Here is a 20926-nt window from a genome sequence, read left to right as displayed (position 1 = left end):
TTGACGAGTGATCGCCGTACTGTGCCCAGGCCAGGGCTCCCAGACCCCCGGCATGTTCGCCCCGTGGCTCGAGATCGACGGCGTGCGTGCACGCCTCGACGAGCTCGGGGCCGCCGCCGACCTCGACCTCGTCGCCCACGGCACGACGTCCGACGCCGAGACGATCCGGGACACGGCAGTCGCCCAGCCCCTCATCGTCGCCGCCTCGCTCGTCGCGCTCCGTGAGGTGCTCGGTGATGCCCCTGCAGCGGGCACGGTCGACGTCACCGCCGGCCACTCGGTCGGCGAGCTCGCCGCCGCGGCCGTCGCCGGTGTCCTCACCGACGCGGGCGCCGTCGGGCTCGTCGCCCGACGCGCCCGCGCGATGGCGGTCGCCGCTGCCGCCGAGGCGACCGGCATGAGCGCCGTCCTCGGCGGCGACCCCGACGAGGTCCTCGCCGCGATCGAGGCAGCCGGCCTCGTCCCCGCGAACGTCAACGGAGGCGGGCAGGTCGTCGCCGCCGGTTCGCTCGAGGGCCTCGCGCGCCTCGCCGAGCAGCCCCCGACGCGCGCTCGCGTCATCCCGCTCCAGGTCGCCGGCGCGTTCCACTCGCCGTTCATGGAGCCCGCGCGCGCCGAGTTCGCGCCCATCGCCGCCGCGTGGGACGCCGCCGACCCGACGCTCCCCCTCGTCTCGAACCTCGACGGCGCCGTCTACACCGGCGGCACCCACGGGTTCGGCACGGCTGCGCAGGTCCTCGACCACCTCGGCCGCCAGGTCGTCGCCCCCGTCCGCTGGGACCTCTGCCAGGAGACTTTCGCGTCGCTCGGCGTCACCGCGATCCTCGAGCTCGCCCCCGGCGGCGTCCTCACGGGCCTCGCTAAGCGCGCCCTCAAGGGCGTCGAGCTCGTCGCCGTGAAGTCTCCCGACGACCTCGCCGCAGCCCGCGACCTCGTCGCCCGCCACTCCGGCACCACCATCCCCACCGAGGAGATTCCCGCGTGACCGCGCAGCTCACCCAGGCCACCGGCCCCCAGTTCTCGCGCATCCTCGCGATCGGCGGCGTCCGCGGCGAGAACGTCGTGACGAACGACGACATCGCAGGCCCGATCGACTCCTCCGACGAGTGGATCCGTCAGCGCACGGGCATCGTCACGCGCCGCCGTGCGGGCACCGACACGGACGTGCTCGACCTCGCCGAGGCCGCGGCGCTCGACGCCCTCGCGAAGGCAGGACTCACGGGCGCCGACATCGACGTCGTCATCCTCTCGACCGTCACGTACTTCGCGCAGACCCCCGCGGGCGCCGCGATCGTCGCCGACCGCATCGGCGCCAACCCCGCCGCCGCCTACGACATCTCGGCAGCGTGCGCCGGCTACGCGTACGGCATCGGCCAGGCCGACGCGCTCGTCCGCTCGGGCGCCGCACGCCACGTGCTCGTCATCGGCGCCGAGAAGATGAGCGACTTCATCGACCCGACCGACCGCTCGATCTCCTTCCTCCTCGGCGACGGCGGCGGCGCCGCGATCGTCGGCCCCTCCGACTTCCCCGGCATCGGCCCGACGGTCTGGGGCTCGGACGGCTCGAAGGCCGACGCCATCCGTCAGACGGCGCCGTGGAACGAGACCGCGGGCGTCGAGGGTGCCGAGTGGCCCACGCTGCGGCAGGACGGGCCGTCCGTCTTCAAGTGGGCCGCCTTCCAAATGGGCCCCGTCGCACTCAAGGCCGTCGAGGCCGCCGGCCTCACGCCCGCCGACATCGACGTCTTCGTCCCCCACCAGGCGAACATGCGGATCATCGACCAGATGATCAAGCAGCTCGGCCTCCGCGACGACGTCGTCGTCGGCCGCGACATCGCGGACACGGGCAACACGTCGGCCGCGTCGATCCCCCTCGCGACCGAGCGCCTCGTCCGCGAGGGCACCGCGAAGAGCGGCGACGTCCTCCTCCAGATCGGCTTCGGCGCCGGCCTCGTCTACGCGGCCCAGGTCATCGTCGTCCCGTAGCCCCACGACGTCCGTCGCCGCCCGCGGCGACGGGAAGCAGCACCCCCACCACCCCACCGCCGCACGCGGCGACCAACCGAAGGAGCAACCCCATGGCTTACACCGAGAACGAGGTCCTCGCCGGGCTCGCCGAGATCGTCGCCGAGGAGACGGGCCTTCCGGCCGACACCGTCACCTCCGAGAAGTCCTTCACGGACGACCTCGACATCGACTCGCTGTCGATGATGACGATCGTCACGCACGCCGAGGACAAGTTCGGCGTCACCATCCCCGACGACGACGTCAAGAACCTCGCCACCGTCGGCGACGCCGTCTCGTTCATCACGAACGCCCAGGCCTGAGCCGACCGCGTCCCGGGCCGCACGCGGCCCGGGACCGGCGCCCGGCCACCCCTGCACGACCCCAGCCTTCCTGAGGAGACCACCATGACCACCCCTCGCGACGTCGTCGTCACCGGCCTCGGCGCCACCACCCCCCTGGGTGGGGACGTGGCCTCCACCTGGCGCGCCGCCCTCGCAGGCGAGTCCGGCGCCAGGACCTTCGACAACGACTGGTCCGTGAAGTACGGCATTCCCGTCGAGTTCGGCGCAACCATCAAGGTCGCCCCCGACGAGGTGCTGCCCCGCCCCGAGATCAAGCGCATGGACCCCTCGACGCAGTACGCGATGATCGCGGCCCGCGAGGCGTGGGCCGACGCGGGCTCCCCCGAGGTCGACGGCGACCGGCTCGGCACCGTCGTGTCCTCGGGCATCGGCGGCATCTGGACGACGCTCGACGCGTGGGACACCCTGCGCGAGAAGGGTGCGCGCCGCGTCCTGCCCATGACCGTCCCCATGCTCATGCCGAACTCCGCGACCGCGTTCGTGTCGCTCGAGCTCGGTGCGCGCGCCGGCGCTCACGCGCTCGTCTCCGCGTGCGCGTCGGGCGCGGAGGCCATCGGCTACGGCCTCGAGATGATCCGCTCGGGCCGCGCCGACATCGTCGTGTGCGGCGGCACCGAGGCGACGATCCACCCCATGCCGATCGCGGCCTTCGCTGCGTCGCGCACGCTCTCGCTGCGCAACGACGACCCCGCGGGGGCGTCACGCCCCTACGACACGGCCCGCGACGGCTTCGTCATCGGCGAGGGCTCCGGCATCGTCGTTCTCGAGGCCGCCGAGCACGCCGCGGCACGCGGCGCGCGCGTCTACGCGAAGATCGCGGGCGTCGGCCTCACCGCCGATGGCTACCACATCACGTCCCCCGAGCCGACGGGTGATGGCCAGCGCCGCGCCATGGCGGCCGCGCTCGCCGAGTCCGGCGTCACCGCGAAGGACGTCGTCCACGTCAACGCGCATGCGACGTCGACCGTCGTCGGCGACCTCATCGAGGCCCGCTCGATCCGCGGCGTCCTCGGCGACGACGCCGACCACGTCGCGCTCTCGGCGACGAAGTCGATGACCGGGCACCTGCTCGGGGGCGCGGGCGCGCTCGAGACGATCTTCACGGTGCTCGCCGTCCACGACCGTCAGGCTCCGCCGACGATCAACGTCTCCGACCCCGACCCCGAGCTCGTGCTCGACCTCGTCCGGGACACGCCGCGCGCGCTGCCTTCCGGCGACGTCGCGGCGATCAACAACTCGTTCGGCTTCGGTGGCCACAACGTCGCGCTCGTCGTGACGAATGCCTGATGTCGTCGTGCGGGGCCTGCGGGCCGCGCGCGTCGACGTGTGCATGCCGCAGGGCGGCGCTCCCCGGGGAGCGCCGCCCTGCGGCATGCTGGGAGGCGGTCCAATAGCGGATCCGTACGCGCGACGTGAACGGATCGGCTATCGAGCGCGATGCGACCTCGCTGGATAGCGGATCCGGACAGGTGAGGTGGGCGGATCGGCTATCGAGCCACACGGGTGACGGGGATGGACGCGTACCGAGCGTCGAACGAGGGCACGGCGTCGATCCGTCCGAGAGAGCACGAGCGCGGGTGGAGACGACCCTCGTGCGCGCGCTCCTCGTCGTCGAGGTGTGGAGCTGGGCTCAGCCCACGCGGTGGAGCCAGCGGACCGGCGCGCCCGCACCCGCGTAGCGGAACGTCTCGAGCTCGTCGTCCCACGCCTGGCCGAGCGCGAGCGACAGCTCCGTCCGCATGCGCACGGGATCGTCCGCGTGCTCAAGCGCCGCGCGCACCCGGTCCTCCGGCACGACGACGTTGCCGTGGACGTCCGTCGCCGCGTGGAAGATCCCGAGCTCAGGGGTGTGACTCCAGCGGGAGCCGTCGGTGCCGCGGCTCGCCTCCTCGGTCACCTCGTACCGCAGGTGCGCCCAGCCACGCAGCGCGGACGCGAGACGTGCGCCCGTGCCAGGCTCACCCTGCCACGACAGCTCGGCGCGCAGCATGCCGGGCGCGACGGGCTGCTCGATCCAGTCGAGGGACACGCGCACGCCAAGGACGTTCTCGGTGGCCCACTCGACATGAGGGCACAGTGCACGCGGCGAAGAGTGCACGAAAAGCACACCGCGGGTCGACGAACCAGCCATGGTAGGCCTCCTTGTGTCTCGAGGGTCGTCTTCCCCAACGTCCTCAGATCACAGGTGACCAGCGGTCCTGCACGGTGCAACGGCACCATCATGCCCCATCGGGGCCCGTCCTGGCGAGAGGTCGGCGCAACCGACGTGCGGCCGCGCCGCCTCCCGACGGCTCAGAGCTGCTCGCGGAGCGCGCGCATCGCCTTCTTGCGCACCGACTTCTCGAGCCTGTCGAGGTAGAGATAGCCGTCGAGGTGGTCGACCTCGTGCTGGAGGCAGCGCGCCATGAGCTCCTCACCCTCGACGACGACCGTGTTGCCGTCGAGGTCGACGCCCTCGACCTTCGCGTACCACGCGCGACGCGTCGAGAACCACAGGCCCGGCACCGAGAGGCAGCCCTCGTCACCGTCCTGGTACTCGTCCTCCGAGAGGTCGACGATGCGCGGGTTGAGGACGTAGCCGATCTCGTCGTCGATGTTCCACGAGAACGCGCGGAGGCTCACGCCGATCTGGTTGGCGGCGAGACCTGCGCGCCCCTCGTCGTCGACCGTCTCGACGAGGTCCGCGACGAGCTGCCGTACCCTGTCGTCGACCTGCGTGATCGGCTCGCAGGGCGTGCGCAGGACGGGGTCGGGCAGAACACGGATGTCTCTCATGGCCATGGGGTGATTGTTTCACGGGTCGCGAGCAGTCCGGGGCCACGTCTCTCCCCCGCTGCCTGCGACGGCGACGACCTCAGCCGAGCCCGCTCACCCGGACGAGCAGCACGCCCGCACCGGCGCACGCCCACGAGACGAGCGAGCCGACGAGGAACTCCTCGGCCTTGGTGCCGCGCGCGCGGTCCGCCGAGATCTCCGGGAAGCGCACGACGCCCTTCGCAGCGAGGACCGCTGCGATGACGCCGTACGCACCCGTGAGTGCGAGCAGGAGGACAAGGACGCGCTCGAGGGGCCCGATGTACCGGCCGCCGCGCATGACCGGACCGGTGCGGGGCTCCGGCGGGGCCTCGACGGGGCTGAGGGACGCGACGTCACGGCCGCGCACCGCGAGGCGCCATCCGGTCGGGCGTCGGCCCGTCGACCGGCCCGCGTCGTCGATGCCGGGAACGTTCCCGTCCGGGGCCCGGCGGGCGCGCGCGAGCGCGGCGCGCGTCACGAGGTTCGCGGTGCGCGTGAGCCCGACGAGCACGACGAGGACGGCGAGCGCGACCGCGACGGGGACGCCCGCGCGACCGGGGACGGTTCGCGCCCACGCGTCGACGAGAGGGCCCGCGGGTTCCGGTGCAGGGACGAGCGCGGCGGCGACGAGGACGACGGCGAGCGCTGCGGCGGGCCACGCGCGAGGAGGCGCGGCGGCAGCACCCGTGGCAACTCCCACCTGCGGCACGAGCAAGGACCACGCGGCGGCCGCGACCGCGCCGACGACGACCGTGACGACATGCGCGCCGAACCCGACGATGAGGGTCGTGCCGACGGCAGCGACGACGAGCGCGGCGAGCGCCCGGCGCGTCCGCGGTGCGAGCCGGGCTCCCCGTGCGACGTCTGCCGCGACGACGAGCGCGAGAACGACGGTTGCGGTCACCGGGTCGCCTCCTCGAGAAGCGCGAGCGCCGCGAGGAGCGCTGTGCCGCCCGAGCGACGCAGCCCCTGGGAGACCGCAGGTTGCGTGACGCCGTGCTCCGCGGCCACCTGGGCCTGGGTCCGTCCGAGCGCGGCGGAACCGACGTAGGAACGCTGGGGTGAGGTCATGCCGTCGATCATCCTGTCCGTGACGAGAAGCTGCGCGTCGACGACGGCCGCGGACGGGTCGTGGCCGCTCGTCTTCGTCGCCTCATCGGTCACGCGTCCGTCGAGGAACCACGTGCGCACCCACGGGGACTCCTTGCGGTCGGCGCGACGGTGGGCCTCGTCGATCGCGTCGCGGGCAGCCCACCACGCGGAGCCGTCCTTGATCGCGGGCCCGTCACCGTCCTGCGCGACGTCGCGGGTCTCCCCGCGTCCGATCCCGACACGGACGTCGAGCCCGTCGGGCAGGAGGAGACGGCCGACGGTCGCGGTCCAGAGGGCGGCGGGCAGCGTGTCCGCGAGCGCCTGGAACTCGTCGCCGACGGTCGCCCACAGGGGGATGGCGAGCGGGACGACGTCGTGGGCGCGCGCGAACGCGTCGAGCACGGCGGTCTGCGCCGCGGCGCGGTCGGGGACCTCGCGCGAGCGGACGATGTCAACAATAAGGGCGTACCGCAGGCTACTCATGACATCATGATAAGCAGATCGCTTATAGTGGGCCAGGTATAACGTCTTCGGGGGGCTCGGAGCCCGTGGGCGGGGTGCGGGGATGTGAACGACCGGGCACCAGGGAGAGTGGCACCCGGCCGTGGCCGCGCGGGCACCCTACTGCTGTCGGCGCAGCTCGCGGAACATCGGGCAGTCGAAGGGGTCACGCGCACCCAGGCCCACCTCGTTGAGGTACCGCACCACGATCAGGTACGAGCGCACGAGGCTTGTCTCCGTGTACGGCATGCCGATCTGCGCGCACCGCTCACGCACGATCGCCGCGGCCCGCGAGAGGTGCGGACGCGGCATGCTCGGGAAGAGGTGGTGCTCGATCTGAAAGTTGAGGCCACCCATGAGGATGCTCATGACCCGCCCGCCGCGGATGTTGCGGGACGTCAGCACCTGCTTCGAGAGGAAGTCGAGCCGCGAGCTCGCCGGGATGATCGCCATGCCCTTGTGGTTGGGCGCGAACGACGCCCCCATGTACACGCCGAACACGGCGAGCTGGACCCCAAGGAACGCCGCAGCGAGCCCGAGCGGAAGCGCCCAGAGGACGAGCCCGAGGTAGACCGCGAGGCGCACGATGATCGTCGCGAGCTCGAGCATGCGCGTCCGCAGGTCGGCGCGGCCGACCTGCGAGCCCGTCGCGAGAGAGCGGATCGCGGTGACGTGGAGGTTGATCCCCTCGAGCGTGAGGAGCGGGAAGAACAACCACCCCTGGTGTCGCGTGAGGAGCGCCATGAGCCCCGTGTGCTGCGCAGCACCCTCGGGGGTGAAGACGATCGTGTCGTTCTCGATGTCCGGGTCCTTGCCGACCTGGTTGGGGTTGCCGTGGTGACGCGTGTGCTTGTGCATCCACCACGTGTAGGAGATCCCCACGACGACGTTCGCAAGGAAGCGCCCGGCACGGTCGTTCGTCGTGTTCGACGCGAACACCTGACGGTGGGCGGCCTCGTGCGCGACGAACGCGAACTGCGTGAGGACGAGACCGAGGCCGGCGGCGACGAGCAGCTGGAACCACGAGTCGCCGAGGAGGACGAACGCTGTGACGAGCCCGCCGAGCGCAGCCGCGAGGATGCCGAGCGTCCCGACGTAGTAGCCCTGCGCGCGATGGAGAAGGCCGGCGTCCTTGACCGTCCGCAGCAGCGCGCTGTAGCTGCTCGTGAGGTTCGGCATGTCCTCGGCCCGCGGGCTCGGACGCTCGGCGTAGCGCATGGTCTCGGCTGACATCAATGTCTCCCGGCGGTGCAGGTGGCGACTTCCCAGCCGTGAGTATGAGCGGGCGCTCGTCGTGCGGATGACCCAACCCTACGGAACCGTAGGTTAGGCGTCCACGGGAGTCCCGTCCGTGGACACGGAGGCCTCGTGGAGGTGCTGCACGCACGGCTGGCGCCGGCCATGGCGCCCCGCTGCGAGGCCCACCGCGCCGGGGCCCGGCGCGCCTGCGCCCGAGCCCGAGCTCGACTAGATGCCGTCACCCGGCAGCAGGCACCGTCACGCGCCCGGGCACGACTCCTCCGCCCCGGTTGCGGAACCGCGCACCGCGGCGCACGGTGAAGGGCAACGGCCCGCGGGCACGTCGGAAGCCCGCAGGCAGGACGTCCATGTTGCACGAGGAGCACGCCACCGAGGAGGCCCACCATGACGAGCCATGACGACACGCACGGCAGCACGTACGACGACACCGGCCGACCCCACCCCACGACGACCCACGCGGCACCAGGCTCCGGCCACCCGAAGATCTTCGTCTCGACCCTCATCGACGACGGCACTGCCCCGCACGAGGTGCCGATCACCTCGGAAGAGCTGACTATCGGTTCCGGCCCCGGCGTCGACCTCGAGCTCGACGGCCTGCTGCCCCACCACGTGACGATCTACCACGACGCCCGTGACGAGTACCGCGTCCGCGCGCTCGGCGCCGTCGGCGGCGGCTCCGCCTCCGACGACGGCGACCGCGCCCTGCGCACCGGTGCCCGCATCGAGGTCGACCCGTGGGTCCTCACCTTCTGGCGCGAGGAACGCGCCGACCACGGACGCCCCTACGGCGGACGTCAGGGCGGCGAGTTCTCGGAGGGCCGAACGCAGGCGCCGCGACCTGCTGACCTCGCCGCAGGCTTCGCCCCGAGCGTCCCGCCCGGCACGGAGGTCGACGACGACGCACCGGGTCCGATCACGGACTGAACCATGACGTCGAGCACGGTCGATGACGTCGAGCCGATGGCGCGCACCCCGTGGCTGATCCGCACGTCGGGGACCATCGCGCTGCTCGGCGTCATCGGTGCTGCTCTGCTCGGCGCGTTCGGCACGCGCACCGCCGAGGCTTCCGCGACGCAGGACGGCTGGACCGTGAGCGTCCGCCACGCCGCCGTCGCCCGCGCCGGGCTCGACGTCCCCGTGACGATCACGGTCCACCGCGCCGGCGGCTTCAACGACGACGTCGTCGTCGCCGTCACCTCGGACTACCTCCGGATCCTCGACCAGCAGAGCACCGGACCCGAACCCGCCGAGCAGACCCGCGATGCCTCGTGGACCTACCTGACGTTCACACCACCCGACGGCGACACGCTGACGATCGACATCGAGGCCTACGTCCGCGCCCTGCACCACACCGACGCCGCCGGGACCGTCGCCGTCGTCACCCCGGACGGCAACTTCGTCGCACCCGTCAGCATCCGCACCCGCCTCATCCCCTGACCATCACAGACTCGGGAGGCCTCCGTGGAGACCGTCGTCCGCGCCGCCGTCGTCTTCCTCGTCCTGTGGGCCATCACACGCGTCGTCGGCCGCTCGACTCTCGGCGAGCTCAGCTCGTTCGAGCTCATCGTCTTCATCACCATGGGCGACCTCGTCCAGCAGGGCGTCACAGGCCAGGACTCCTCGGTCACCGGAGCGATCCTCGCCGTCGGCACGATGGCCAGCCTCACGATCATCCTCGCCTGGTTCAACGCGCGATCCCGTCGCCTCCACGCGATCGTCACGGGCAGACCCGTCGTCGTCGTCACCCGAGGCGTCACCGACCGCGGAGCCCTGCGCCGCGAACGCCTCGCCTACGACGACCTGCTCGGAGCCGCACGTCAGCAAGGCATCGAGGATCTCGACACAGTCCGGCTCGCCGTGCTCGAACCCAACGGCAAGATCTCGTTCTTCACGACTGACGGGACGTCCGGAGCGGCCGACGGGACGGAAGCGGGCTGACCCCACCCCGGGGTCCCGCACGGCGTCCGGCACGACAAGCGATCACGAGCTCGCCGTGCCCGTGCAGTGACTCCGGGCGCTTCCGAGAAGCTTCCCGAGGGGTTCTCGGGCCTGACTTGGGTCACGTTCTCCACAGCCGGAAGAGCGCGGTTCGTTGACCTGCGATGATGCGCGCGATTCTGTGGATTGTTGCCTCGGTTGAGGCACTAAGTATTCTCCAGGGATGGTGTGGGTCCGGCGAGTGCGGACGGCGTCGGGCGCGACGGCCGTGCAGATCGTGGAATCCGTGCAGGGCCGACGCCGGATCGTGCGCCATGTTGGCTCAGCNTGCCTCGGTTGAGGCACTAAGTATTCTCCAGGGATGGTGTGGGTCCGGCGAGTGCGGACGGCGTCGGGCGCGACGGCCGTGCAGATCGTGGAATCCGTGCAGGGCCGACGCCGGATCGTGCGCCATGTTGGCTCAGCCCACGACGAGGTCACGCTGGCGATGCTCCTGCAGGAAGCCGACGGGTTGATCGTCGACGACGCTCAGATGCAGCTTGATCTGGGTCTGCACTCCACGGGTCGCCACGTTGCGCTGCTGCCCGAGCCGACCGCACCTGAACTTCTCCCGGAGCCACCAGCGCCCCGCGGCCGGCCGGCGCGTCCCCCACGGGTGACCCGCTCCTTCTCCGGGCTGCTCTATGAGGTCCTTGCGGGAGTCTTCGACGACCTCGGCTTCGACGTCGTGGCCGATGAGACCTTTCGGGACCTGGTCATCGCGCGGATCGTTGAGCCCACCTCCCTGCTCGACGTCGACCGGGTCCTTGCTGACCTGGGTCGAGTGTCGGCGTCGCTCTCGACGCGCAAGCGCACGCTCAAGCGCGCCCATGACGGCCGCTACCGGGACCTGATCGCCACCGCCTGCTTCGCTCACGCACGCAGCCGCGGAGACATCTCGCTGGTGCTCTATGACGTGACGACGTTGTACTTCGAGGCCGAGAAGGAAGACGACCTGCGCAAGGTCGGGTTCTCCAAGGAGCGCCGGGTCGACCCGCAGATTGTCGTGGGACTGCTCGTGGACCGCACCGGGTTCCCGCTCGAGATCGGCTGCTTCGAGGGCAACAAGGCCGAGACTCACACGCTTGTGCCCATCATCAAGTCCTTCCAGGCCCGCCACGGCATCGAGGCCATGGTCGTCGTCGCAGACGCCGGCATGCTCTCGGCGAAGAACCTTCACGAGCTGGAGGATGCGGGGCTGTCCTTCATCGTCGGGGCCCGTCAGACCTCCGCGCCGCTGGACCTGGCCTCTCACTACCGCTGGAACGGCACCGCGATGGTCGAGGGGCAGATCATCGACACCCTCACTCCCAAGCATCGCGGCGCACGGGCGGACAACGACACCCAGCAGCGCGCCGAACCGGTCTGGAGCGCGCAGGGGACCCCGGCCTCATGGCGGGCGGTGTGGGCGTACTCGACCAAGAGATTCGTCCGGGACAACAAGACCCTCACCCTGCAGGAGAACCGCGCCCGAGCGGTCATCGAGGGCGACAAGGCCGCCCGCGGCACGCGTTTCGTCAAGACCTCCGGCAGCGCCCGCAGCCTGGACGAGGCCGCCCTTGCGCGGGCCCGGATGGTGGCCGGGCTCAAGGGCTACGTCACCAACATCCCCGCGGCGATCATGCCAGCCGGAGAGGTCATCTCCAGCTACCACGACCTGTGGCACGTGGAGGCGTCCTTCCGGATGTCCAAGACGGACCTTCGAGCCCGTCCGTTCTTCGCACGCACCCGCGAAGCCATCGAGGCCCACCTCACCATCGTGTTCACCGCACTGGCGGTCTCCCGCACGATCCAGGACCGCACGGGCCTCTCGATCCGCAAGGTTCTGCGCGATCTACGGCCATTGCGCTCAGCAACCATCGAAGCTGGGGGCGTCGTCACCGACGTCGCCCCCGCAATCCCGGCTGACAAGCAGGCGTTGCTCGACGCGCTCAGGACACCGTCGTCAGGGCACTAAGGCGTTTGACCCAACTCAGGTCGGGGGGGGCGAGGCCCGCTCACGCACGAGAACGGCCCCTGGACCGCGGAGTGTTTCCGCAGGCCAGGGGCCGTTTTGACGCTCCCGCGACTGGACTTGAACCAGTGACCGTCCGGTTACACGTCTGCGCAGGTCATCGTGCTCGACGAGGAGAGATCCGCCCGCCGACCCGCACCCGCCACCCTCCTTGCCGCCGCCTCCGGGCGCTGAGCTATCCACAGCAAGAAAGTGAACACACAGGTCAGGAGGCATTACAGGCTAGGATCCCGGCGAACCCCACCATCACCCACAGGGAGGTCGTCATGCGGCCCGAGACCTGGGCCGCGGCAATCGAGGAGTACGTCTACGCGCTGAAGGCGGCCCGCCGCGCGGCGTCGACGATCCGCGTGTACCGGCACTACCTGCGACACCTGTCCCAGCTCGCTGCGACGCCGTGGCACGTAACGATCCGCGACCTCAACCGCGCCCTCTCCCCCGGTCAGTGGTCGGCCGAGACGGCCAAGACAGCGCGAACAACCTATGTGGGCTTCTACCGCTGGGCGCTGCTCTCCGGCTACATCGACGTCGATCCCGCACTGCGACTGGCGCCCATCACGGTCCCACCCCCCGCGCCACGTCCAGCCCCCGAGTCTGTCCTCGCAGTCGCCCTGTCCGCCGCGGACGACCGCACCACCCTCATGCTGCGCCTGGCCGCATTCGGAGGCCTGCGATGCGCCGAGATCGCATCCGTGCACGCCGAGGCCTTCGACGGCGAGCTGCTCCGGGTCGTCGGCAAGGGCGACAAGAAGCGCGACGTCCCCGTGCTCGACGACATGATCATCAACGCGCTGACGAGCACGCGCGGGTTCCTGTTCCCCTCAGACCGCTCCCCCACCGGACACCTGTCCCCGGGTCACGTGAGCAAGCTCATGAGCCGAGTGCTGCCCGGAGCATGGACCGGGCACACCTTGCGGCACCGGTTCTCGACTCGCTCCTACGACGAGAACCCAGATCTGCTGTCGCTGTGCAAGGTCATGGGACACGCGCGGCCAGAGACGACGCTGCGCTACACGCGCATCTCGAACGACAAGCTCCGCGCCGTCGTCGCCGCGGCGCAGTAGCCGCGCGACCGTAGACCGCAACCGACTTGTGAGTCAAAGCCTGATGCCGCGTACAGTGCACACATGGCAAAAACGCTGGTGCAGAACCCGGCAACCGCTCAGCTCCGTACGAGACTGACCGCTCTCGTCACTTGGCGGCAGGACCATCTCATTGGGGACGAGAAGGGCGAGGCGCAGTCGTTCCTCGATCGACTGTTCCGAGCCTTCGGGCACGCGGGGGTGCAGGAAGCCGGCGCCCAGTTCGAGTCACGCATCCGGAAGGGTCCTGGGTCTCGGGGCGTCTCGTTCGCTGACCTCATGTGGAAGCCGCGCGTCATCGTCGAGATGAAGAGGTCCGGTACCCCCCTGGCACGTCACTACCAGCAAGCCTTCGACTACTGGACCCGCTCCGTACCCGAGCGACCTCGCTACGTCCTGCTATGCAACTTCGACGAGTTCTGGATTTATGACTTCGAGACGCAGCTCGACGAGCCGATCGACCGTGTCAAACTGATCGATCTTCCACAGCGTTGGGAGGCACTCGCCTTCTTGCTTCCGCGCGAACTGAAGCCTGTCTTTGGCAACGATCTGGTCGATGTCACCAGAACCGCTGCTGCCAAGGTCGCCGCAGTTTTCCGAGCCATGACTCAACGTGACGTCCCGCGCGAGATTGCGCAGCGCTTCATTCTCCAGTGTGTAATGGCAATGTTTGCTGAAGACACTGGATTGCTGCCTCGACACTCCTTCACCGAGGCACTCCGTGATGCCAAGGACGGGGCTGATGCCTACGACCTCATCGGTGGGCTCTTTCGCGAGATGAACACGCCGGGCATCACCGCCGGAGGTCGATTTGCGGGAACCCCACACTTCAATGGCGGCCTGTTTGCACACATCTCCCCCCAGGAGCTCAGCCGCTCGGAAGTCGATCTCTTGCGAGATGCCTGTCGTGAAAACTGGGGTTCCGTGCGACCCGAGATCTTCGGCACGATCTTCGAGCAGTCGCTCGATGCAAACGAACGACACGCACTGGGCGCACACTTTACTTCCCAGGTCGACATCATGCGGGTCGTCGGCCCGTGCATCGTCGAGCCGTGGCGCGAGCGCATCGCGGCCGCTACGACCCAGAAGGCGCTGAGCGGACTGCTGCACGACCTATCGCAGTACCGCGTACTCGATCCAGCGTGCGGGTCGGGCAACTTCCTCTATGTTGCATACCGGGCTCTGCGCCGAATCGAACACGAGATCACCGGCCGGCTCGCTGAGATGTCGGGACGGCCAGACCAGGGATCCTTCGCCTACGTCCAACCTGAGAACTTTTATGGCATCGACATAAACCCGCTTGCGGTCGAGATCGCAAAGGTCACGATGATGCTTGGGAAGAAGTTGTCCGCAGACGAGTTCGGCGACTCAGGCGGCGTACTTCCCCTCGACAACCTCGACTCGTCTATCGTAACTGCCGACGCCCTGTTCTCGCCCTGGCCTCGAGCCGACGTCATCATCGGAAATCCACCGTACATCGGAAACCGAAAGATGACGACGGACTTGGGCGCTGATTACGTCGGCCGCCTCCACGAGGCTTTCGGCCCCAAGGGAGTAGCGGACTTCGTTACGTACTGGTTCCCCAAGGCCCACGATCACCTGCCCGACGGCGCACGTGCGGGGTTCGTAGCTACCAAGTCGATCCATCAGGGCGACGGCCGCAAGGCGTCACTCGACTACGTGGTCGCGCGCGATGGCGTCATAATCGAGGCTGCCAAAATGATCCCGTGGTCAGGCGACGCTCAAGTAACAGTCGACATTGTAAACTGGCAAAAGGGAGGGATTCCCCCGGCGACACGGGTGCTTTGGACTCAGGGCGCCACCTTGCGTGAGGAGGTCGCCGAGATTTCCGCTGGCCTCGACGCTGCGACCGACATGACCGCCACGCTGGTGCTCCAAGCGAACAAGGACTCGTTCTACCAGGGTCAGACCTACGGCATCGCGCCAGCCTTCAAGATCACTGCCGAGAAGGCGCGCACGATACTACGTTCCGAGAAGGCAGCTGCAGAAGTTATCCACCCGGTCTTGGGCGGAGACGAGCTCCTCAAGACCATCGAGGTTCGTGATTGGGTGATCGATGTGCCTTGTGACGACTCGGACGAGGCATACCGCAATTACCCGTCGGTCATGAAGTCGCTGGAGCAGACGGCAATGCCTCGGCGCGTTGCGCGGGGGCGGGAGCAGGCTGCGGACAACGAGCGAATCCTCGCGAGGAACCCGGATGCGCGCGTGAACGTCCACCATATTCGCTTCGCCGATCGATGGTGGCGCCTCGGATACAGACGCGAGGAAATGCTCGAGGCGCTTGACGGCCTCGAACGGTATATCGCGCTCACACGCACCAGTTCAGAGAAACGCGGGCCCGTCTTCACGTTCGTCAGCAAGGGCATCCGTGTATCGGACGGCGCCGTCGCCTTCCCGTTCGATGATGACTACTCGTTCGGCGTTCTTCAGTCGAGCCTCCACACCCGCTGGTTTGAAGCGAAGTGCACCACCTTGGAGACGCGCCTTACCTACACGGCAAAGACCGTCGGAGCGCATTTCCCGTGGCCGCAAGCCCCAACTCCCGACAAGGTGCTTGCTGTCGCGAAGGCCGCGGAGGCGATCGTCGAACACCGCGCTCAGCCGTTCCGCATGGGCGTGACTCTCGCCGACCAGTACGACGTACTGAGAAAGCCCGGGAAGTCGAAGCTTCGGGACCTGCACTCCGCACTCGATGCGGCCGTGATGGACGCGTACGGTTTCGAGCTTGGCACTGACGTTCTTCCTCAGCTGCTTGCGCTCAACCACTCCGTGGCTGCGGCAGAGGCCGCTGGCCAGAAGGTCACGGGGCCAGGTCCGGTCCCTGGGGTGGCATCGCGCCTGTCGACGTGGGCGTTCCCGTTGCCGACGTTGTAGTCAACAGTTCGCCGCCGACCCAAGCAGTTGGAACAGCCCGCCAGCTGGCGTATGGGTGCGCGGTTTCCCGGTTTCCGCACCGTGTCTCGCACAGCTCTCGTTCGCACGTAAGCTACGGATAGTACGAGCCGTGAGGCTCGGGCGTAAGCGAAAGCCGATTCCGTGGGCTGACGTCTGTGCACACACGCGACGATCGGGGCCCGGAGCCGGGGCGCGGAGCCATGCAGTTGGCCCCTTCCCAGTGAGACTATCCACCCGCAGTATCTACAAGCAGTGTCTCCAGTGCGTAGTTGGGCATCATCCCGACTTAGACGGAGGCCCCATGTCCGGCTACAAGATCACCGAGTTCGCCAAGCCAAACTGCGGTCCGTGCGCCATGACCGCGTCGCGTATGGACAAGCTCGGCATGGAGTACACCCAGATCAACCTGCCGGCGGACCCGCCGGCGCTCGAGCGCGTCAAGGCACTCGGCTACTTCCAGGCGCCCGTCGTGCTCGTCGAGGACGCCGAGGGCAACGTCGTCGACCACTGGTCGGGCTTCAGGCCCAACAAGATCGACGCGACCGCCAAGCTCGTCGGAGCGGCACCGGCGCGAACCGCCACAGGCCCGACGACGCACGTCGAGGCCGCCCCGGCCGCTCAGATGCCCGGGCCAGACGCGCCGAGACTGTAGGCCCACACCGACGAAGCCCTGTCGCCGCGGCGACAGGGCTTCCTCATGCCCGCCCGACCGCTCCTCGCGTTCAGGCTGCGCGTCGAGTCGGACGCTACTTGCCGAGCCCGTGGTAATTCCACACGCCTCTGAGCGCGACGCCGGCTCCACTGGAGGCGTTGGCGACGATGAGGTCACCGCCGACCGTAGCCATCGCCCGCGACTTGTGCAGCCCTGTCAGCAGCAGCACCGAGCTCGTCGACGTGGACCGCGGGCCGAGAGCCGTGGAACGAGGGCCGTGGACCGGGGGCGACCGGCGTGGACCGTGAGCCGGACCGCCAACGTGGGCCGTGGACCGTGAGCCGTGGGCCGTGGGCCGGACCGTCGAGATGGACCGTGAGCCGGGCCACCCGTCCTGGACCGTGAGCCGGACCGCCGGCGTGGGCCGTGGGCCGTGGGCCGTGGGCCGTGGGCCGTGGGCCGTGGGCCGTCGAGGACCGCCCCGTCGAGGTGGACCGCGAGCCGAACCGCCAGCGTGGACCGGACCGTCGAGGTGGACCGTGAGCCGGGCCACCCGTCCTGGACCGTGAGCCGGACCGCCGGCGTGGACCGTGGGCCGTGGGCCGTGGGCCGTGGGCCGTGGGCCGTGGGCCGTGGCCCGTGGGCCGTGGGCCGTGGGCCGTCGAGGACCGCCCCGTCGAGGTGGACCGCGAGCCGAACCGCCAGCGTGGACCGTGGGGCGTGGTCCGTGCGACCGTCGTGGACCGACCCGCCGAGGTGGACCGCGAGCCGTGAGCCGTGGACCGTGAGCCGGACCGCCGGCGTGGGCCGTCGACCTGGGCCGGGCCACCGTCGTGGACCGACCCGCCGAGGTGGACCGGACCGCCGTCGTGTCTCATCAGCGCTGGCACCCCTGTGTGCTCCGCCATCGCAGGCCCGCTGGAGACGGGAATGACCCCTCGCACACCTATGGACGCCGCGAGCTCCCACCGCTCCGCGGCTCGCTGCGCCCACAGGGGCACGACGGGACCCACCCGACCGCTCGCACACAGACCCCGCCTCGCCGTCCGCTCTCAGCCCACGACAGGTGAGCGCGGCCCCTGCACGAGATCTGCGGCGCTGGACCTACCCCGACAACCAACGCGTCGTCGACAACGACGTCGACGAGACGACGACCAGGAGCAGGATCAGACACCAAGGACCCCACCGACCAAGGAACACGCAGCACGAGAGCCACCACAGACGACGACCCAAGAGAGAGCACGAGCTCACCGACCGACGAGACGAGGACCCACCGACGAAGATCACGACAGCAACCACGAGGAGGACCTCACAGAGACCCACCTCCAATATCAGCAAGATCGACCACGGGCCTCTGGCACCTCCGGCGAATCGGGGACACTTCGTGTCCCCGATTGAGGGGGCCGCGAGGACGCCTAGGAACGCGTAGTCGGTGCATGACAACGACACGTAGATGCCCCTGCGGGGCCCAGGCCGTACGCCGCTACTGCTCGGACCGTTGCCGAGAGCGGGAGAAGAAGCGGCGCGCCCGACGCCGCGGCTCCGTGCGCCGCCCCCGGCCGCGCGCCGAGGTGCTGGTCGACCTGGACCTATTCGCGGCCGCAGGCGTCGCGGCCACCCGTGCCGAACGCAACGCCGCGATCGCGACGGCCACCTCCGCGCAGAACGCGCTGAGCAAGGTCACCCGCGAGGCAGCCGAGGAACTCGGAGCTCTCGTCGACGAAATCGACGCCGCACACGACGACGCCCGAACGCTTGCCACCGAGCTCCTCAAGGCTCACGCAGCTCTCGGCTGGCTCCAGTTCCACGGACCGGTGCGGGACCTAGTGGAGAAGTACGTCGACCTCTCACACCTGCCCATCCCGGCCGCAGCCCAGCGCACTGCTCGATGACCACCAGCGTCGTCATGAACCCGACCCAGTACCCCAGGAGCCTCCGATGACCACCCCCACCAACCGCCGCATCTTCGTCGACGTCCACACCGCCGAGGCTCTGCTCACCGCCGTCTCCGACGCCCAGACCTTCTGGAAGGAGTGGCGCGAGCAGCCCGACTTCGCCGACCACTACACCGACGACGACGTCGCCTCCGCAATACGCCGGCAGGTCGAGCAGGACACGGCCCGCGACGTGCTCCAGGCCGCGCTCGACGAGCACCGCCGCACCGAGGCAAGCCTCACCGCGCCGAGCCTGTCGCCCAGCCCGTACGACACCGGCGCGCGCCTGCAGCCGACGGTGTGGCCCACCGACGGTGACCCCGACCGCTACGGACGCGTCGACCTCGACAACGACGAAGGTGCCACCGTCGTCACAGTGCACGTGGAGAGCACCTCGGAGGGCTACGACCTCGTCGTGGCCGACCACACGGGCGCGCTCACCGTGCACCTCGACGGCCACCCCATGACCCCGTCGCCGGTGACGACGAACGTGGACGTGCCCGTCTCGTGGACCGGCTCCGGGCACGACGGGCCGGGCCTGTGACCGCCTCCCACGCGCGCCGTCTCGACGAGCGCGAGCTCCACCTGCTGCGCAGCGCGTGCGACACGCACCAGATCGCACTTCGCCTGGCCGGACGCGCCCCGCTCTACCCAAGCGCCGTGGAGACGAACCGCGGAGGCGTGCGCGTCGTCATCGACGCCGAGGGCGCGACCGTCGGCCAGGCCCGCGAGGTCCTCCCGTGGGCGCGCGTAGCCGAGCACGCTCGGCTCCTGTCGCTCAACGAGCGCGACGAGCTCGAGGTGCTGCTCCGCGCACTCGGCGTCCTCGATCACACCTACCCCGTTCACTTGCCCGACTCGCTCGCCCGCGCCCACGGCATCCACGTCGATGGTCGCGGGGTCGCTGCCGACGACAGGCAGGCCTACCTGGAACTCAACGCCACCTGGCGCGCCGCACGGCTGATCGAGTTCACCGACGCCAAGGCGGACCTCATGGCCAGCCTCGAACACTCCGTCACCGCGTGCCTGAGTGCCCCGTGCTCCCGAGGCGCGGGCGGCGCACCGGAGGAAGTGGCCCTGTTCGACATGGACGGACTGTGGTCCGCCCCCGACGCCGCCCCAGTCCCTCGGCCCAGCCCATCCGTCACCTACGTCCCAGGGCCTCACGTCGACCACGCCTGCGGCGAGGCGACGGCGTTCCCGTGGGGACCTGCATGACGTGGGCGGCTGCGCCGATCGACCTGCTCGACGAGCTCGAGGCCGAGCGGCGCAGCCAGGTCGCCACCGTCAATCTCTGCGCCGGCCCAGGAGGCTGGGACGAGGGCGCGCGGATCCTCGGCCTCGACCTCCAGGCCGAAGGGCTCGACATCTCACCCGACGCCTGCGCCACCGCCAGGGCCGCCGGGCACTCCCGCAGGCTCGTCGACGTCGCCACCATCAACCCTGCCTCCTACCCCTACGCGACCGGCCTCATTGCGTCCCCGCCCTGCCCGACCTTCTCCCCGGCCGGCAAGCGGCAGGGGTGCGGGCGGGACTACCAGAGCGTGCTCGATGTGTGGACGGGCATCGGCTGGGGTATCCCGCCTCTGGAGGCCCTGGCTGACATCGAGGGCATGGACCCGCGCACCGCGATGCTCGCGATCGCCGGGACGTGGGCGATGACCATGGAGAACCTCGAGTGGTTCGCCATGGAGCAGGTGCCCGCCGTCGACTTTGCCTTCGAAGATCTCGTCGCCGAGTTCGCTGCGATGGACTGGATGGGTTTCAACGTCGTGCAGATCGACTCCCGCAACCTGGGGGTTCCCTCTCGCCGCGCGCGCACCTTCATCGTCGCGCACCGCGACCGCCCCACCAACGTGGGTCACGACGGCCGCCACCTGGAGCGGTCCATGGCCGACGCGCTCGGATGGCCGGCGGGGCACGACGTCGTCACGCGCGGGCAACGCCGCTCCTCAGGAGGCAACGCCTTCAGTGCCGACCAGCCCTCATGGTGCCTGACCGGCAGGGCCCGCTCATGGCAACGGGACGACGGGCTCCACCTCACCCCGCAGGAAGCAGGGCTGCTGTCGGGCTTCCGCCACGACTATCCCTGGACAGGGTCACGCACGAGCCAGTTCCAACAGGCCGGCGACGTCGTCTCACCCATCGTGGCCGCCATGGTCCTCGGCGGGACGCTCGGCCTGGACGCGAACGCCCCGGTCGCACGCGAGCTCGAACTTCTCTACGGACCCCAGCCATCCACCCCGGACACGGCCCTCGTCACGACGGTCGAGGGCCCGCCCCTCGGCTACGACCTCTCCGAGGCCACCAGCACCTTCACGCTCTTCTGA

The 20926-nt window shown here is 69.7% G+C and carries 20 protein-coding genes; 15 read left to right on the top strand and 5 right to left on the bottom strand.

The features are described from left to right. Window positions 1–7: 7 nt before the first annotated feature. The 4 genes from C1729_RS02245 (at window position 8) to C1729_RS02230 (ending at window position 3656) form a co-directional block, all read left to right on the top strand. Window positions 8–985, top strand: coding sequence for an ACP S-malonyltransferase (locus C1729_RS02245; RefSeq protein ID WP_102508319.1), 978 nt, complete (start codon window positions 8–10; stop codon window positions 983–985). Next, on the top strand, window positions 982–1986 hold the full coding sequence (locus C1729_RS02240) for a beta-ketoacyl-ACP synthase III (RefSeq protein ID WP_102508317.1): 1005 nt from the start codon (window positions 982–984) through the stop codon (window positions 1984–1986). The genes C1729_RS02245 and C1729_RS02240 overlap by 4 nt, the downstream gene beginning before the upstream one ends. A gap of 92 nt (window positions 1987–2078) precedes the next feature. Then, window positions 2079–2327 carry an acyl carrier protein gene (locus C1729_RS02235; protein WP_102508315.1) on the top strand — a complete coding sequence of 83 codons (249 nt, stop codon included), beginning with the start codon at window positions 2079–2081 and terminating at the stop codon, window positions 2325–2327. A gap of 84 nt (window positions 2328–2411) precedes the next feature. After that, a complete protein-coding gene (locus tag C1729_RS02230) occupies window positions 2412–3656 on the top strand; it encodes a beta-ketoacyl-[acyl-carrier-protein] synthase family protein (protein WP_102508314.1) in 1245 nt (414 codons plus the stop codon). Window positions 3657–3999: 343 nt separating this feature from the next. Here C1729_RS02230 and C1729_RS02225 read toward each other — a convergent pair whose 3' ends face one another. The 5 genes from C1729_RS02225 to C1729_RS02205 all read right to left on the bottom strand — a co-directional run bounded on the left by C1729_RS02225 (window position 4000) and on the right by C1729_RS02205 (window position 7991). Further along, complete coding sequence (locus C1729_RS02225) at window positions 4000–4500, bottom strand: DUF3145 domain-containing protein (protein WP_102508313.1); 501 nt, start codon at window positions 4498–4500, stop codon at window positions 4000–4002. Between the two features lie 161 nt (window positions 4501–4661). Next, complete coding sequence (def, locus tag C1729_RS02220) at window positions 4662–5150, bottom strand: peptide deformylase (RefSeq protein ID WP_102508311.1); 489 nt, start codon at window positions 5148–5150, stop codon at window positions 4662–4664. Between the two features lie 73 nt (window positions 5151–5223). Next, the gene (locus tag C1729_RS14265) at window positions 5224–6069 is read right to left on the bottom strand and encodes a hypothetical protein (protein ID WP_129590650.1); all 846 of its coding nucleotides are present in this window, start codon (window positions 6067–6069) and stop codon (window positions 5224–5226) included. After that, complete coding sequence (locus C1729_RS02210; RefSeq protein WP_102508308.1) at window positions 6066–6740, bottom strand: SatD family protein; 675 nt, start codon at window positions 6738–6740, stop codon at window positions 6066–6068. The genes C1729_RS14265 and C1729_RS02210 overlap by 4 nt, the downstream gene beginning before the upstream one ends. A gap of 138 nt (window positions 6741–6878) precedes the next feature. Next, on the bottom strand, window positions 6879–7991 hold the full coding sequence (locus C1729_RS02205) for a fatty acid desaturase family protein (protein WP_102508306.1): 1113 nt from the start codon (window positions 7989–7991) through the stop codon (window positions 6879–6881). 411 nt (window positions 7992–8402) lie between these two features. Between C1729_RS02205 and C1729_RS02200 the strand changes: the two genes are divergently transcribed. The 11 genes from C1729_RS02200 (at window position 8403) to C1729_RS02145 (ending at window position 20926) form a co-directional block, all read left to right on the top strand. Beyond that, a complete protein-coding gene (locus C1729_RS02200) occupies window positions 8403–8942 on the top strand; it encodes an FHA domain-containing protein (RefSeq protein WP_207204554.1) in 540 nt (179 codons plus the stop codon). A 3-nt stretch (window positions 8943–8945) separates the two neighbouring features. After that, on the top strand, window positions 8946–9455 hold the full coding sequence (locus C1729_RS02195; protein WP_102508304.1) for a hypothetical protein: 510 nt from the start codon (window positions 8946–8948) through the stop codon (window positions 9453–9455). A 24-nt stretch (window positions 9456–9479) separates the two neighbouring features. After that, the gene (locus C1729_RS02190) at window positions 9480–9956 is read left to right on the top strand and encodes a DUF421 domain-containing protein (protein ID WP_102508302.1); all 477 of its coding nucleotides are present in this window, start codon (window positions 9480–9482) and stop codon (window positions 9954–9956) included. Window positions 9957–10317: 361 nt separating this feature from the next. Beyond that, a complete protein-coding gene (locus C1729_RS02185; RefSeq protein ID WP_102508301.1) occupies window positions 10318–11952 on the top strand; it encodes an IS1634 family transposase in 1635 nt (544 codons plus the stop codon). 323 nt (window positions 11953–12275) lie between these two features. Then, window positions 12276–13073 carry a tyrosine-type recombinase/integrase gene (locus tag C1729_RS02180; RefSeq protein WP_102508299.1) on the top strand — a complete coding sequence of 266 codons (798 nt, stop codon included), beginning with the start codon at window positions 12276–12278 and terminating at the stop codon, window positions 13071–13073. A gap of 63 nt (window positions 13074–13136) precedes the next feature. Then, the gene (locus C1729_RS02175) at window positions 13137–15989 is read left to right on the top strand and encodes a DNA methyltransferase (RefSeq protein WP_129590649.1); all 2853 of its coding nucleotides are present in this window, start codon (window positions 13137–13139) and stop codon (window positions 15987–15989) included. Between the two features lie 322 nt (window positions 15990–16311). Next, the gene (locus tag C1729_RS02170; protein ID WP_102508298.1) at window positions 16312–16662 is read left to right on the top strand and encodes a glutaredoxin domain-containing protein; all 351 of its coding nucleotides are present in this window, start codon (window positions 16312–16314) and stop codon (window positions 16660–16662) included. A gap of 1436 nt (window positions 16663–18098) precedes the next feature. Further along, window positions 18099–18554 (top strand): hypothetical protein, encoded by a 456-nt coding sequence (locus C1729_RS02160; protein WP_165375399.1) that lies wholly within the window; start codon window positions 18099–18101, stop codon window positions 18552–18554. Window positions 18555–18600: 46 nt separating this feature from the next. Next, window positions 18601–19140: a cytochrome P450 family protein gene (locus tag C1729_RS02155; RefSeq protein WP_102508292.1), complete on the top strand. Its 540-nt coding sequence runs from the start codon at window positions 18601–18603 to the stop codon at window positions 19138–19140. Beyond that, window positions 19137–19814 carry a hypothetical protein gene (locus C1729_RS02150; RefSeq protein WP_102508290.1) on the top strand — a complete coding sequence of 226 codons (678 nt, stop codon included), beginning with the start codon at window positions 19137–19139 and terminating at the stop codon, window positions 19812–19814. Before C1729_RS02155 ends, C1729_RS02150 begins: the two co-directional genes overlap by 4 nt. Beyond that, on the top strand, window positions 19811–20926 hold the full coding sequence (locus tag C1729_RS02145) for a DNA cytosine methyltransferase (protein WP_129590648.1): 1116 nt from the start codon (window positions 19811–19813) through the stop codon (window positions 20924–20926). The genes C1729_RS02150 and C1729_RS02145 overlap by 4 nt, the downstream gene beginning before the upstream one ends.

It is taken from the genome of Sanguibacter massiliensis, assembly GCF_900240335.1.
Taxonomy (GTDB): Bacteria; Actinomycetota; Actinomycetes; order Actinomycetales; family Cellulomonadaceae; genus Flavimobilis; species Flavimobilis massiliensis.
The sequence above is the reverse complement of the archived record's forward strand: the minus strand, read 5'-3'. Positions and strand labels throughout refer to the sequence as shown.